At 71.7% G+C, this 13,441-nt stretch carries 12 protein-coding genes and 1 pseudogene; 8 read left to right on the top strand and 5 right to left on the bottom strand.

Features of this window, described 5'->3' with window-relative positions:
• The first annotated feature begins 38 nt into the window (after positions 1-38).
• From HDA41_RS11340 to HDA41_RS42985, 3 genes and pseudogenes are all read left to right on the top strand, one after another.
• Complete coding sequence (locus HDA41_RS11340; protein WP_268251483.1) at positions 39-1,073, top strand: LacI family DNA-binding transcriptional regulator; 1,035 nt, start codon at positions 39-41, stop codon at positions 1,071-1,073.
• A gap of 93 nt (positions 1,074-1,166) precedes the next feature.
• Positions 1,167-1,997: a phosphatase PAP2 family protein gene (locus HDA41_RS11345; protein WP_184983095.1), complete on the top strand. Its 831-nt coding sequence runs from the start codon at positions 1,167-1,169 to the stop codon at positions 1,995-1,997.
• A 156-nt stretch (positions 1,998-2,153) separates the two neighbouring features.
• Positions 2,154-2,234, top strand: a pseudogene (locus HDA41_RS42985) (transposase); the annotation flags it as partial.
• A 76-nt stretch (positions 2,235-2,310) separates the two neighbouring features.
• Here HDA41_RS42985 and HDA41_RS11350 read toward each other — a convergent pair.
• A complete protein-coding gene (locus tag HDA41_RS11350) occupies positions 2,311-5,355 on the bottom strand; it encodes a bifunctional [glutamine synthetase] adenylyltransferase/[glutamine synthetase]-adenylyl-L-tyrosine phosphorylase (RefSeq protein ID WP_184983097.1) in 3,045 nt (1,014 codons plus the stop codon).
• Positions 5,356-5,535: 180 nt separating this feature from the next.
• On the opposite strand from HDA41_RS11350, the gene HDA41_RS11355 reads away from it, so the two are divergent.
• Both HDA41_RS11355 and HDA41_RS11360 read left to right on the top strand, forming a co-directional pair.
• Positions 5,536-6,048 carry a pyridoxamine 5'-phosphate oxidase family protein gene (locus HDA41_RS11355; protein ID WP_184983099.1) on the top strand — a complete coding sequence of 171 codons (513 nt, stop codon included), beginning with the start codon at positions 5,536-5,538 and terminating at the stop codon, positions 6,046-6,048.
• Between the two features lie 22 nt (positions 6,049-6,070).
• Positions 6,071-6,517 (top strand): VOC family protein, encoded by a 447-nt coding sequence (locus HDA41_RS11360; protein WP_184983101.1) that lies wholly within the window; start codon positions 6,071-6,073, stop codon positions 6,515-6,517.
• Positions 6,518-6,715: 198 nt separating this feature from the next.
• Here HDA41_RS11360 and HDA41_RS11365 read toward each other — a convergent pair whose 3' ends face one another.
• From HDA41_RS11365 to glnA2, 3 genes are all read right to left on the bottom strand, one after another.
• Entirely contained in the window at positions 6,716-7,864 is a 1,149-nt protein-coding gene (locus tag HDA41_RS11365) for an RNA polymerase sigma factor (RefSeq protein WP_184993313.1), read from the bottom strand.
• Positions 7,865-7,872: 8 nt separating this feature from the next.
• Positions 7,873-8,280: a YciI family protein gene (locus tag HDA41_RS11370; protein ID WP_053749324.1), complete on the bottom strand. Its 408-nt coding sequence runs from the start codon at positions 8,278-8,280 to the stop codon at positions 7,873-7,875.
• Between the two features lie 221 nt (positions 8,281-8,501).
• Positions 8,502-9,863, bottom strand: coding sequence for a gamma-glutamylpolyamine synthetase GlnA2 (gene glnA2 / locus HDA41_RS11375; protein ID WP_184983103.1), 1,362 nt, complete (start codon positions 9,861-9,863; stop codon positions 8,502-8,504).
• Between the two features lie 294 nt (positions 9,864-10,157).
• On the opposite strand from glnA2, the gene HDA41_RS11380 reads away from it, so the two are divergent.
• On the top strand, positions 10,158-11,345 hold the full coding sequence (locus tag HDA41_RS11380) for a globin domain-containing protein (protein ID WP_184983105.1): 1,188 nt from the start codon (positions 10,158-10,160) through the stop codon (positions 11,343-11,345).
• Between the two features lie 29 nt (positions 11,346-11,374).
• Here HDA41_RS11380 and HDA41_RS11385 read toward each other — a convergent pair whose 3' ends face one another.
• The gene (locus tag HDA41_RS11385) at positions 11,375-11,821 is read right to left on the bottom strand and encodes an RrF2 family transcriptional regulator (RefSeq protein WP_184983107.1); all 447 of its coding nucleotides are present in this window, start codon (positions 11,819-11,821) and stop codon (positions 11,375-11,377) included.
• Positions 11,822-12,039: 218 nt separating this feature from the next.
• On the opposite strand from HDA41_RS11385, the gene HDA41_RS11390 reads away from it, so the two are divergent.
• Together HDA41_RS11390 and HDA41_RS11395 are read left to right on the top strand one after the other, a co-directional pair.
• Positions 12,040-12,705: a thioredoxin-like domain-containing protein gene (locus tag HDA41_RS11390; RefSeq protein ID WP_184983109.1), complete on the top strand. Its 666-nt coding sequence runs from the start codon at positions 12,040-12,042 to the stop codon at positions 12,703-12,705.
• Positions 12,702-13,322 carry a DUF305 domain-containing protein gene (locus tag HDA41_RS11395; protein ID WP_184983111.1) on the top strand — a complete coding sequence of 207 codons (621 nt, stop codon included), beginning with the start codon at positions 12,702-12,704 and terminating at the stop codon, positions 13,320-13,322. Before HDA41_RS11390 ends, HDA41_RS11395 begins: the two co-directional genes overlap by 4 nt.
• Positions 13,323-13,441: the final 119 nt, after the last annotated feature.

Genomic DNA, 13,441 nt, shown 5'->3' on the forward strand with positions numbered 1-13,441 from the left:
GTGTGCAAGCGGAACCCCGGCCGCTACAGTCCAGTGCTGTGACCACACGGCTTGCGGACATCGCTGCGCAGGCGGGGGTGAGCGAAGCGACCGTCAGCCGCGTCCTCAACGGGAAGCCGGGCGTCGCCGCCACCACCCGCGAGTCCGTGCTGGCCGCCCTCGACGTGCTGGGCTACGAACGCCCCGTGCGGCTGCGGCAGCGCAGCGAGGGCCTGGTCGGTCTGATCACCCCGGAGCTGGAGAACCCGATCTTCCCGGCCCTGGCCCAGGTCATCGGCCAGGCGCTGACCCGGCAGGGCTACACGCCCGTGCTGGCCACCCAGACGCCGGGCGGCTCCACCGAGGACGAGCTCACGGAGATGCTCGTCGACCGGGGGGTCGCCGGCATCATCTACGTCTCCGGGCTGCACGCGGACACCACCGCCGACATGCAGCGCTACGACCGGCTGCGCGCGCAGGGCGTGCCGTACGTGCTGGTCGACGGCTTCTCGCCGAAGGTGCAGGCGCCGTTCATCTCCCCCGACGACCGCGCGGCGATGAACCTGGCGGTGACGCACCTGGTGTCCCTCGGGCACACGCGGATCGGTCTGGCCCTGGGGCCCAAGCGGTTCGTGCCCGTGCAGCGCAAGATCGAGGGGTTCGTGCGCACCATGCAGGACCAGTTGAGCCTGCGCGCCGAGACCGTCGAGACGGAGCTGGTGCAGCACTCCCTCTACACCCTGGAGGGCGGGCAGGCCGCGGCCGCGGCGCTGATCGAGCGGAACTGCACGGCCGTGGTGTGTGCCAGCGACATGATGGCGCTGGGCGCGATCAGGGCGGCGCGGCAGCGCGGCCTGGAGGTTCCGACGGACATCTCCGTGGTCGGCTTCGACGACTCTCCGTTGATCGCCTTCACCGACCCGCCGCTGACCACGATCCGCAAGCCGGTCCCGGCGATGGGCCAGGCGGCGGTGCGCACGCTGCTGGAGGAGATCGGCGGGACTCCGGCCCCCCACAGCGAGTTCGTGTTCATGCCGGAACTGGTGGTGCGCGGTTCGACCGCTTCGGCACCCGGGGACCGCGCTCGCCCCTGAGGTTCACGGCTGGTTTTCGCCCTAGAACATGCGGCCCGCACCAAGGCGGAGGATGATCGGGGAGACAGGGCTTTTCTGGCAGACTTTGTGCCTATGGGTGACTCGACCGTGACGACGCTGGACGGCCGGAAAGCGGCCGTTCCGGACCCGGTCGCGGCCGATCCGGGACAGGGCCTCCTCCCCCGGCTGCGCACCCCCCGCCGGCCCCGGTTCTGGTTCGAGATCCTGCTGATCGCGATGAGCTACTGGACGTACTCGCTCGTCCGGAACGCCGTGCCCGAGCAGAAGGCCGAGGCGCTGCGCAACGCCGACTGGATCTGGCAGGCCGAGCACCGGCTGGGCATCGCCATCGAGGACTCGGTCAATCACGCCGTGAACTCGGTGACTTGGCTGATCATCGGCATGAACTACTACTACGCGACGCTGCACTTCTTGGTGACGCTGGGTGTGCTGGTGTGGCTGTACCGTCGCCACCCCGGCCGGTACGCGGCGACCCGCCTGGTGCTGTTCGCGACGACCGCCGTCGCCCTGGCCGGTTACTACCTGTATCCGCTGGCGCCCCCACGGCTGATGAACGGCGGCGACTTCGTCGACACCGTCATGGTCCACCAGACCTGGGGGTCGATGGCGTCCGGCGACCTGAAACACATGTCCAACCAGTACGCCGCGATGCCCTCCATGCACATCGGCTGGTCCGTGTGGTGCGGCCTGACGATCTTCGTCCTGGCGACGATCCCCTGGGTGCGGGTGCTGGGTCTGCTGTACCCGGCGCTGACGCTGGTCGTCATCGTCGCCACGGCCAACCATTTCTGGCTGGATGCGGTCGGTGGCATGCTCTGCCTGGGCTTCGGGTTCGCGGTGGCCGGGGTCTGGTACGGGAGGCAGCCGTACACGCTGCCGCAGGTGGTACCGGCCAGACTGTGACCCGGGCGGCGGCGCCGCCGGTCAGCCCGGCGCGTGCCCGACGCCGCGCCCCTGGGTGTGCGGGCCGTGGCAACCACGGCGCGGGCGTCGTAGGGGCCGTGTGCGCCGGCCGCGGTGAGAGCCGGGCCGGTCGCGTGGGCGGAGTGGCCGTCGTAGATCATGCGGGAGGTCTGCGAGGACTTCGAGGCCGAGCTGAAGCAGTTCAACGGCGAACACGGTCACGTGCACCTGCTGGTGCGCTGCGGGACGGCGCGCTGCACAAGATCAGACGCACGGCCGACCGTTAGGGCCCTTCTGACGGATCAGAAGGGCCCTAACGGTCGGCCACTCCGTAGAACAGCTCGTCCACCACGGCCCGGGCCCGGCGCGCCGTCCGCCGGTACGCGTCGAGCATGTCGCCGGCATGGCCGGGGCCGTACCCCAGGTAGCGTCCCACGGCGGCGAGTTCACGGGGCTCCGTGGGGAACGTGTCACCGGCCCGGCCGCGCACCAGCATGACCGCGTTGCGGACGCGGGTCGCGAGGACCCAGGCCTCGTCCAGGATGGCCGCGTCCTCGTCCCCGATGAGACCGGCCGTACGGGCGGCGGCCAGGGCCTCGCGCGTGCGGGTCGTGCGCAGGCCCGGCTCGGCCGCGCCGTGCCGCAGTTGCAGCAGCTGCACCGTCCACTCCACGTCCGACAGACCGCCCGGGCCCAGCTTGGCGTGCAGCTTGGGGTCGGCGCCCCGCGGCAGCCGCTCGGACTCCATACGGGCCTTCAGCCGCCGGATCTCGCGGACGGCCTCGTCGGCGAGCCCGTCGGCCGGGTAGCGCAGCGGGTCGATCAGCTCGATGAAGCGGCGGCCCAGGTCCTCGTCCCCGGCGACGGGTTCGGCCCGCAGCAGCGCGTGCGACTCCCAGGTCAGGGACCACCGGCGGTAGTAGGCCGCGTACGAGGTGAGGGTCCGCACGAGCGGGCCGGACTTGCCCTCCGGGCGCAGGTCGGCGTCGATGAGGAGGGGCGGGTCGGCGCTGGGGATCTGGAGCAGCCGGCGCATCTCGGAGACGACCTTGTTGGCGGCCTGCCCGGCCTCCCGCTCGTCGACGCCGTCGCGCGGCTCGTGCACGAACAGCACGTCCGCGTCGGAGCCGTAGCCCAGCTCATGGCCGCCGAACCGGCCCATGGCGATGATCGCGAACCGGGTGGGCAGGCTGTCCCCCCACCCTCCCCCACTCTCGACTTCGCTCGAGCGGGGGGACCCCCATCGCACGACCGCGCGGAGCGTGCCGGCGAGGGTCGCGGCCGTCAGGTCCGACACCGCGCCGCCGACCCGGTCCACCAGGGCGCCCTGGTCGGGCTCGGCGGCCTGCTCCTCGGTGCCGTAGGAGCCGACGATGTCGGCGGCGGCCGTACGGAACAGCTCACGGCGGCGCACCCCACGGGCGGCCGTGACCGCCTGAGCGGCCCCGTCGGCCCGGTTCACCGCGGCGAGTATCTCCTGCTCCAGGTGGGCGCGGGAGCGCGGCTCCAGGCCGCCGCCGTCCCCGTCACCGAGCAGCGCCACCGCCTCCGGGGCGCGCATCAGCAGGTCGGGCGCGAGCCGGCCGGCGGACAGCACGCGGGCGAGGTTCTGCGCGGCGGCGCCCTCGTCCCGCAGCAGCCGCAGGTACCAGGGCGTCTTGCCGAGCGCGTCCGACACCTTGCGGAAGTTGAGCAGACCCGCGTCCGGGTCGGCCGAGTCGGCGAACCAGCCCAGCATGACGGGCAGCAGGGTGCGCTGGATGGCGGCCTTGCGGGTGACGCCGGACGCCAGTGCCTCCAGGTGGCGCAGGGCGGAGGCCGGGTCGGCGTAACCGAGGGCGACCATCCGCTCCCGGGCCGCCTCGGGGCTCAGCCGGGCCTCGCCGGTGGCGAGTTGGGCGACCGCGTCGAGCAGTGGCCGGTAGAACAGCTTCTCGTGCAGGCGCCGTACGACGGTGGCGTGCCGCTTCCACTCGCGGAGCAGCTCGGCGATCGGGTCGGTGCGCAGGCCCAGGGAACGGCCGATGCGGCGCAGCTCGGCCTCGTCCTCGGGCACGAGATGGGTGCGCCGCAGCCGGAACAGCTGGATCCGGTGCTCCATGGAGCGCAGGAAGCGGTAGGCCTCGTCGAGCTGGGCGGCGTCGGTCCGGCCGACGTACCCGCCGGCGGCGAGGGCCTTCAGCGCGTCGAGGGTGGTGCCGCTGCGCAGCGAGGTGTCGGCCCGGCCGTGCACAAGCTGGAGCAGCTGCACGGCGAACTCGACGTCCCTGAGTCCGCCCGGGCCCAGCTTCAGCTGGCGGTCGACCTCCGCGACGGGGATGTTCTCCACGACCCGGCGGCGCATCTTCTGCACGTCGGGGACGAAGTTCTCGCGCTCGGCGGCCTTCCACACCAGCGGCTGGACGGCGGCGACGTACTCCTCGCCGAGGTCGAGGTCGCCGGCCACCGGGCGGGCCTTGAGCAGCGCCTGGAACTCCCAGGTCTTGGCCCAGCGCTGGTAGTAGGCGAGGTGGCTGGAGAGTGTCCGCACGAGCGGACCGTTTCTTCCCTCGGGCCGGAGGTTGGCGTCCACGGGCCAGATGGACCCCTCGACCGTCGTCTCCGAGCAGATCCGCATCATGTGCGAGGCGAGCCGGGTCGCGGCGCGGATGGCCTTGGTCTCGTCGGCGCCCTCGACGGCCTCCCCGACGAAGATGACGTCCACGTCGGAGACGTAGTTCAGCTCGTGGCCGCCGCACTTGCCCATCGCGACGACCGCGAGCCGGCACAGGGCGGCGTCCTCGGGCGCGGCGGCCCCGGCGAGGCCGAGGGCGGCGCGCAGGGTGGCGGTGGCCAGGTCGGCGAGCTCGGCGGCGGACTCGGCGACACCGGTGGTGCCGCACACGTCCCGGGCGGCGATGGACAGCAGGCAGCGCCGGTAGGCGACGCGCAGGGAGACGGGATCGGTGGCCTGCGCGAGACCGGCCTCGAACTCCTCCACCCCGGGGTGCAGGTCGTGCGCCTCGTACATGACGAGCGCCTGCCAGTCGTCCGGGTGCCGGGTGAGGTGGTCGGCGAGGGCGGTGGAGGCGCCGAGCACACCGAGCAGCCGGTCGCGCAGCGGCTTGGACGAGATCAGCGTGTCGAGCAGTTCCCGGCGGGCACCGGGCTCCGCCTGGGCCTCCAGCAGCCGGACCAGCCCGAGCAGCGCGAGATCGGGGTCGGCGGTGGCGCCCAGCGCGTCCAGCAGCACCGGGTCGTCGCGCAGGGGCGCGAGTTCGGGGCTGTCCAGGAGCCGCTCGGCGGCGGAGGCGTCGGTGAAGCCGTGCCGCAGCAGCCGCGTGAAGGTACTGCTCCTGCGCCCCGGCACCGCCGTCATCCGGACCTCCCTCACTCTTCCTCGGACTTGCATCGGACTTGCATCGGATCAAGGTCGTACGGCTTTGAGCCTAACCGCAGAGCCCGGGGGAAGCGCCGATGAGTTCGGTGCGCGGACGGGGTCTGCACCTGTGAAGCCACAAGGCCGGGAGAAGCGAAGCCACAGGCCGGGAGGACGCTCATGACCACCTTGCACCCCGAGACCCGTCTCGATCCGCGCTACAGCGACGAGACGGCCACCGCGACCGACTGGCAGGAGGCCGAGGCGCGGCTCGCGGCCGCCGAACTGTTCTGGATCACGACGGTACGACCCGACGGCCGTCCGCACGTGACCCCGCTGCCGGCGGTCTGGTCGGACGGCGCCCTGCACTTCTGCACGGGCCCGGAGGAGCGCAAGGCGAGGAACCTCGCCGAGAACCCGCACGTCGTGCTGACCACCGGCACGAACACCTGGAACAAGGGCTACGACCTGGTGGTCGAGGGCGAGGCGGCGCGCGTGACCGACGACGGGCGCCTACGCGAACTGGCCGCCGCGTGGGAGGCGAAGTACGGCAGCTTCTGGCACTTCGAGGTACGGGAGGGCTATTTCCGCCACGGCGCGGGACACGCGGCCGTCTACGCGGTGGCGCCGCGCACCGTTTTCGGCTTCCGTAAGGGGGAGCCGTTCAGCCAGACGAGGTGGCGGTTCACCTGATGCCTGACGAAGGAGTCATGCCATGGACTTCACGCTCGAAGTCGTCCCGCTGCCCGTCACCGACATCGACCGTGCCCGGGACTTCTACCGGGACAAGGTCGGCTTCCACGTCGACATCGACCAGGAGGTCATGCCCGGGATGCGGATCGTCCAGCTGACCCCTCCGGGTTCCGGCTGCTCGATCGCCCTCGGCGACTCGATCTGGGAGATGACACCCGGCCCCGCCCCGGCGCCCGGCTCCTACCAGGGCCTGCAACTGTGCGTCGCCGACATCAAGGCGGCCCACGCGGAACTCGTCGAACGCGGCCTGGACGTCTCGGAGCCGGTCCAGTACGCCCCCGACGACGGCGCCACGTTCATGCACTTCCAGGACCCGGACGGCAACGGCTGGGCGATCCAGGAGTACCGCCGCCGGGCTACGGAGCCGCTGCACCAGGTGCTGGCGGACCAGAAGCGGCAGCAGGGCTGACGGCAGCGGTCGTGATGCGCGTGACCGCCGGCCGGGTCAGCTGACGGCTGTGCGGCTCGGTGTCGAGGAGGAGCTTGACGCCCGGGCCGATCTGGCAGTCCTCGCCGATGGTGATCGGAGCCGCATCGCCCACCTGCTGCCGTCGGGCGATCTCGCGCGGGCACCCGCCCCCGGCGTGATGCCGATGCCCAGTGCGGCTCAGCCGCCGTCCCGGCGGGAGTTGATGCGCGCGGCCTGGCGGGTCAGATGGTTGCGTTCGGCCAGGTTGGGTGCCTTCTGGGCGGCCTCGGTGTACAGGCGGGCCGCCGTCGTCAGATCGCCGTCGCGCTCGTGGAGGTAGGCCGCCACCGCGGTGTGGCGGGGCAGTGAGGCGTCCAGCGCCGCGAGCGCCGCCAGCCCGGCGCGTGGTCCGTCGGCCTCGCCGACGGCGACCGCCCGGTTGAGCCGGACGACCGGGCTGTCGGTCAGGCGCGTGAGCTCGTCGTACCACTCGACGATCTGCACCCAGTCGGTCTCCTCGGCCGTGGGCGCGTCGGCGTGCAGGGCGGCGATGGCGGCCTGGGCCTGGAACTCGCCCAGCCGGTCGCGGGCGAGGGCCGCCTGGAGGATCCCGACGCCCTCGGCGATCAGCTTCGTGTCCCAGCGGCCGCGGTCCTGCTCGGCGAGCGGCACCAGGCTGCCGTCGGGCGCGGTCCGGGCGGCACGCCGGGCGTGGTGGAGCAGCATGAGCGCGAGCAGCCCGGCCACCTCCGGGTGGTCGCTCGCGGCGGCGAGCTGCCGGGTGAGCCGGATGGCCTCGGCGGCGAGGTCGACGTCCCCGGAGTAGCCCTCGTTGAAGACCAGGTAGAGGACGCGCAGCACGGTGGCCACGTCGCCGGGCTGGTCGAACCGTACGCCCGAGACGGTGCGCTTGGCCCGGCTGATGCGCTGCGCCATGGTCGCCTCGGGCACCAGGTAGGCCTGGGCGATCTGGCGGGTGGTGAGCCCGCCGACGGCGCGCAGCGTGAGCGCGACCGCGGACGACGGTGTCAGCGACGGGTGGGCGCACAGGAAGTAGAGCTGGAGCGTGTCGACCACGGCGGGCGCGGGCCCGGGCGCCGGCTCCTCCTCGACGAGGTCCTGCCGCCGGCGGCGGGCGGCGTCCGAGCGGGCCGCGTCGAGGAACTTGCGCCAGGCCACGGTGACCAGCCAGCCCTTCGGGTCCCGTGGAGGGTCGGCCGGCCAGACGCGGACGGCCTCGACCAGCGCGTCCTGAACGGCGTCCTCGGCCGCCGCGAAGTCGGCTCCGCGGCGGACGAGGACGGCGAGCACACTCGGTGTGAGGCTCCTGAGCAGGACCTCGTCCATCGGAGGGGTCACTCCGTGATGGTGGGAGACACGCCGTAGAACGGGCGCAGCTCCAGCCACTCGTGGATCGGCTTGCCGCCCGCCCCAGGAGCGGCCGACAGCTCCCCGGCCAGTTCGACGGCGCGCTCGTAGCTGTCGACGTCGATCACCATCCAGCCGGCGATGAGGTCCTTGGTCTCCGCGAACGGGCCGTCGGTGACCGGCGGACGTCCCTCACCGTCGTAGCGGACCCAGGTCCCCTCGGGGGCGAGCGCCTGACCATCGACGAACTCGCCGGTCTTCTCCAGCCGGGCCGCGAAGTCGTTCATGTACTGCACGTGCGCCGAGATCTCCTCCGGCGTCCACTGGTCCATGGGCACGTCGTTGGCCGGAGCCGGGGCGCCGCGGTAGTGCTTGAGCAGCAGGTACTTGGCCATCGTGATTCCCCTCGGTGCTGGTGCGACTCATTGTGGTCGCACTCACCCCGGGGACGGAGCCGGACGCGGGTTCTCGACATCCCCGTCCGGATTTCTTTCCGGCCCTGTCGTCGACGTCGCCCGCGAGGGCCGGACCGGATCAGCCACGAGGCGGCGGACCGGCGGCTCACGGCTGCCGGCCCGGCACCCCGTCAGGCGGACGATCCCGCCGCGACCCGCGCCTACAGCACCGGCAGGCTCTTCCGCAGCTCGAACGCCGTGACCTCGCTGCGGTACTCCTCCCACTCGGACTTCTTGTTGCGCAGGAAGAAGTCGAAGACGTGCTCGCCGAGGGTCTCGGCGACCAGGTCGCTGCGTTCCATCAGGGTCAGGGCCTCGCCGAGGTTCTGGGGGAGCGGCTCGATGCCCATCGCGCGGCGCTCGGCGTCGGAGAGGGCCCAGACGTCGTCCTCGGCGCCCGGCGGGAGCTCGTAGCCCTCCTCGATGCCCTTGAGGCCGGCGGCGAGGAGGACGGCGTAGGACAGGTACGGGTTCGCGCCGGAGTCCAGGGAGCGGACCTCGACCCGGGCCGAGCCCGTCTTGCCGGGCTTGTACATCGGGACGCGGACCAGCGCGGAGCGGTTGTTGTGGCCCCAGCAGATGTACGAGGGGGCCTCGCCGCCCGCGCCCGCCGTGCGCTCCGCGCCGCCCCAGATGCGCTTGTAGGAGTTGACCCACTGGTTGGTGACGGCGGAGGTCTCCGCCGCGTGCCGCAGCAGGCCCGCGATGAAGGAGCGGCCCACCTTCGAGAGCTGGTACTCCGAGCCCGACTCGTAGAAGGCGTTGCGGTCACCCTCGAAGAGGGAGAGGTGGGTGTGCATGCCGCTGCCCGGGTGCTCGGAGAACGGCTTCGGCATGAAGGTCGCCTGCACGCCCTGCTCCAGCGCCACCTGCTTCATGACCAGGCGGAACGTCATGACGTTGTCGGCCGTGGAGAGCGCGTCGGCGTAGCGCAGGTCGATCTCCTGCTGGCCCGGGGCGCCCTCGTGGTGGGAGAACTCGACCGAGATGCCCATCGACTCCAGCATGGTGATCGCCTGGCGGCGGAAGTCCATGCCGACGTTGGTCGGGGTGTGGTCGAAGTAGCCGGAGTTGTCGGCGGGCGTCGGACGGCTGCCGTCCAGCGGCCGGTCCTTCAGCAGGAAGAACTCGATCTCCGGGTGCGTGTAGAACGTGAAGCCCAGGTCGGAGGCGCGGGCCAGGGCGCGCTTGAGCACGTAGCGCGGGTCGGCGAAGGACGGCGAACCGTCCGGCATGAGGATGTCGCAGAACATCCGGGCCGTGCCCGGGGCCTCCGCGCGCCAGGGCAGGATCTGGAAGGTCGACGGGTCCGGCTTGGCGATCATGTCGGACTCGTAGACCCGGGCGAAGCCCTCGATGGCGGAGCCGTCGAAGCCGATGCCCTCGTCGAAGGCCTGTTCCAGTTCGGCCGGGGCCACGGCCACGGACTTGAGGAAGCCCAGCACGTCCGTGAACCACAGGCGTACGAACCGGATGTCACGCTCCTCCAAGGTCCGGAGCACGAACTCCTGCTGCTTGTCCATCTTCCGCTTCCCCATCCTTGCTGGTCAGGCCGCCTGTCTTCCGTACCACGGGAGGCGGTCGGGCACCTGAGCATCCCACCACACCACCATTTCGTACGCGTTGCGCACCATGATCGCCCGGCGGGCCCGGGACCGAACGTCTCACGTACGGCGGGTGAACTGCTCTTCCGCCCATAGTGCCTGCTCGCACCGACATCCGTAACGGCCGGTTCGGTTCGCTCCCCTCCCACTTAATTTGCATCTCATATGCAACTTTAAATACGGTGCGCGGCAGTCGAGTCCTGAGGAGTCCCGATGCTGTCCGAGCAGTCCGCCGTCACCGTCCGCGCCACCCTCCCCGCCGTCGGCGCGGCCCTCGGCACGATCACCGAGCGCTTCTACGCCGGGCTGTTCGCGGCCCACCCCGAGCTGCTGAACGACCTGTTCAACCGGGGCAACCAGGCCGCCGGCACCCAGCGACAGGCGCTCGCCGGATCCATCGCCGCCTTCGCGACGCACCTGCTCGACCACCCGGAGCAGCGGCCGGACGCGATGCTGCACCGCATCGCCCACAAGCACGCCTCCCTCGGCATCACACCCGAGCAGTACGACATCGTCCACGAGCACCTGTTCGCCGCCATCGCCGACGTGCTCGGCGACGCAGTGACCCCCGAGGTCGCCGCCGCCTGGGACGAGGTCTACTGGCTGATGGCGAACGCCCTCATCGCCGTCGAGAAGCGGCTGCGGGAGGAGCGGGGCGGGCACGCCTGGCGGGCCTGGGAGGTCGTCGAGCGCGTCGCCGAGACCGACGATGTCGCCACGTTCCGGCTGCGGCCCGCCGACGGCGGTCCGGTGCGGGACTTCCTCGCGGGCCAGTACGTCTCCGTCCGCGTCGCCCTCCCGGACGGCGCCCGGCAGATACGGCAGTACAGCCTCTCCGGGGCGCCCGCCCCGGACCTGCGGCAGATCAGCGTGAAGCGCGTGCAGGGCGACGGAACCCCCGACGGTGAGGTCTCGAACCACCTCCACGCGCGCGTGCAGGTGTGTGACGTCCTGGAGCTGTCCGAGCCCTACGGCGACCTCGTCCTGGACGCCGGCCCCGACACCCCCCTGCTGCTGGCCTCGGCCGGCATCGGTGTCACCCCCATGACCGCGATGCTGGCCCACCTCGCCGGCTCGGGGCACCGCGCCCCCGTCACCGTCGTGCACGGCGACCGCTCACCCGCCGCCCACCCCCTGCGCACCGACCACGAGGCCTACGCCGCCAAGCTGCCCGACGCGTCCGTCCACTTCTGGTACGAGCAGGACGCCCCGGCGGGCACCCGCTCCGGCCTGGTCGACCTCGCCGACGTCCTGGTCGCGCCGGGCACGCGCGCGTACCTGTGCGGGCCGCTGCCCTTCATGCGGGCGGTACGGGCCCAGCTGATCGGCAAGGGCGTGGCACCGGCCGACATCCACTACGAGGTGTTCGGGCCGGACCTGTGGCTGGCGGGGCAGGCGTAGCGGGGATCTGCCGGACGGGCCCTTGAGGGTCAGACAGGCCCCGAGGGCCCCCGCGAGATCCCCAGCAGCAGCGCCCCGGTCGGCTCCGCCACGATGTCCGCCACCGTGATCGGGTCCAGTGAGGCGAAGAACGCCTCCTGGGCCCGGCGCAGGGCGCCGCGCAGGCGGCAGGCGGAGTTCAGCGGGCAGGGCGTGGGGCCCTCGCAGTCGACGACGTCGCCGTCGCCCTCGAAGGCGCGCACCACGGCGCCCACGGACGCCGTACGACCCCGCTCGGTGAGCGTGAGACCGCCGCCGCGGCCGCGACGGGCGGCCAGCAGGCCCATGCGCTGGAGCTCGGCGACGACCTTCGCCAGGTGGGTGTACGGCACGTCCATGCCGGTGGCGACGTCGCGGGTCGTCGGACTCGACTCGCCGGCGACGGCGAGCCGCATCAGGACCCGCAGGGCCAGGTCGGTGGAGCGCAACAGCCGCATGCCCGCAGCGTAGGTAATCGGTATCTCAGGTTCAAATAACCCGGCTCTCGGGTTCACACGACCCGGACCCCAGGTGCGAACGGTCCGGGGAAGCTGTCGGACACCTATGGGTGCCGTATCGATTCAGCCCATTCCTGCGACCGCCCTACGAGGGGCCCGGTCTCCCCCATTACGATCAGCCCACCCGACCGTCCCACTTTCCCCACGAAGGACATCCCATGGGCTCCGCCAAGAAGAGCAACACGGACCGCAAGGCGCGGATAGAGGAGATGCGGCGCGCGGAGCAGGCTCGTGAGCGCCGCAACCGGATCCTCACCATCACGGCCAGCGTCGTGATCGTCTGCGGTCTCGTCGCCGGTGGTGTCGTGCTCGTGCGGTCCCAGTCCGACGGCGGCAGCGACACCGCGGCGAGCGACTCCTCGGCCAAGGGGAAGTTCGTCACGGGCAAGGACGGCGTGAAGACCTGGGAAGGCAAGCTGTCGCGCAACCACGTCACCAAGGCGGTGAAGTACGCCTCCGTGCCGCCGGTCGGCGGCGACCACAACCCGGTCTGGATGAACTGCAACGGCGACGTCTACACCAAGGAGATCAACAACACCAACGCCGTGCACTCGCTGGAGCACGGCGCGGTGTGGGTGACGTACAACGCCGACGCGAAGAAGGCCGACATCGACGCGCTCGCCGCGAAGGTGAAGAAGACGCCCTACACGCTGATGAGCCCGCTGGACGGCCAGAAGGACCCGATCACGCTCTCGGCGTGGGGTCACCAGCGCACGGTGACGGGGGCGAGCGACCCGGACGTCGACGCGTTCTTCGAGAAGTTCGTCCAGGGCAAGCAGACGCCCGAGCCGGGCGCCGCCTGCACGAACGGGCTGTCGCAGTGAGGCAGGCCGGTCTGGTCGCGGGGGCCGCGGTGACGGCGCTCGTCGCGGCCGGCGCGATCACCTACGCCGTCGCCGGGGACGACGGCGGCGGCCGGACCCCCTCTGCCGAGTCCGCGGACGCCGGGTTCGCCCGGGACATGGCGGTGCACCACCAGCAGGCCGTGGAGATGTCGTACATCGTGCGCGACCGCACGAAGGACGAGGAGGTACGGCGCCTCGCGTACGACATCGCGCAGACGCAGGCCAACCAGCGCGGCATGATGCTCGGCTGGCTGGACCTGTGGGGGCTGCCCAAGGTGTCCTCGGAACCGCCGATGACCTGGATGGACATGGGCGACACGGCCTCCGGCAAGGACGGCGCGCTGATGCCGGGCATGGCGACCAACACGGAGCTGAAGAAGCTCGGCACGCTGAGCGGCAAGCAGGCGGAGGTCTTCTACCTCCAGCTGATGACGGACCATCACAAGGGCGGCGTCCACATGGCCCAGGGCTGTGCCGACAGGTGCGCGGTGGGTGTGGAGAAGCGGCTCGCGCAGGGCATGGTGGACGCGCAGCAGTCGGAGATCGGCCTGATGGCGGAGATGCTGAAGGAGCGGGGCGCCGCGCCGCGCGCGTAGGGCGTAAGCCTCACATTGCCTCCCGTTGCGGCTTCTTGGGCTCTTCTTGGGCTCCGTAGGGCGCTTCTTGGGGTGCGCATTCCCCTGGCATGAACGGTTCGTCGCGAGAGTGGCGACCG

Source organism: Streptomyces caelestis, from assembly GCF_014205255.1.
Lineage (GTDB): Bacteria > Actinomycetota > Actinomycetes > Streptomycetales > Streptomycetaceae > Streptomyces > Streptomyces caelestis.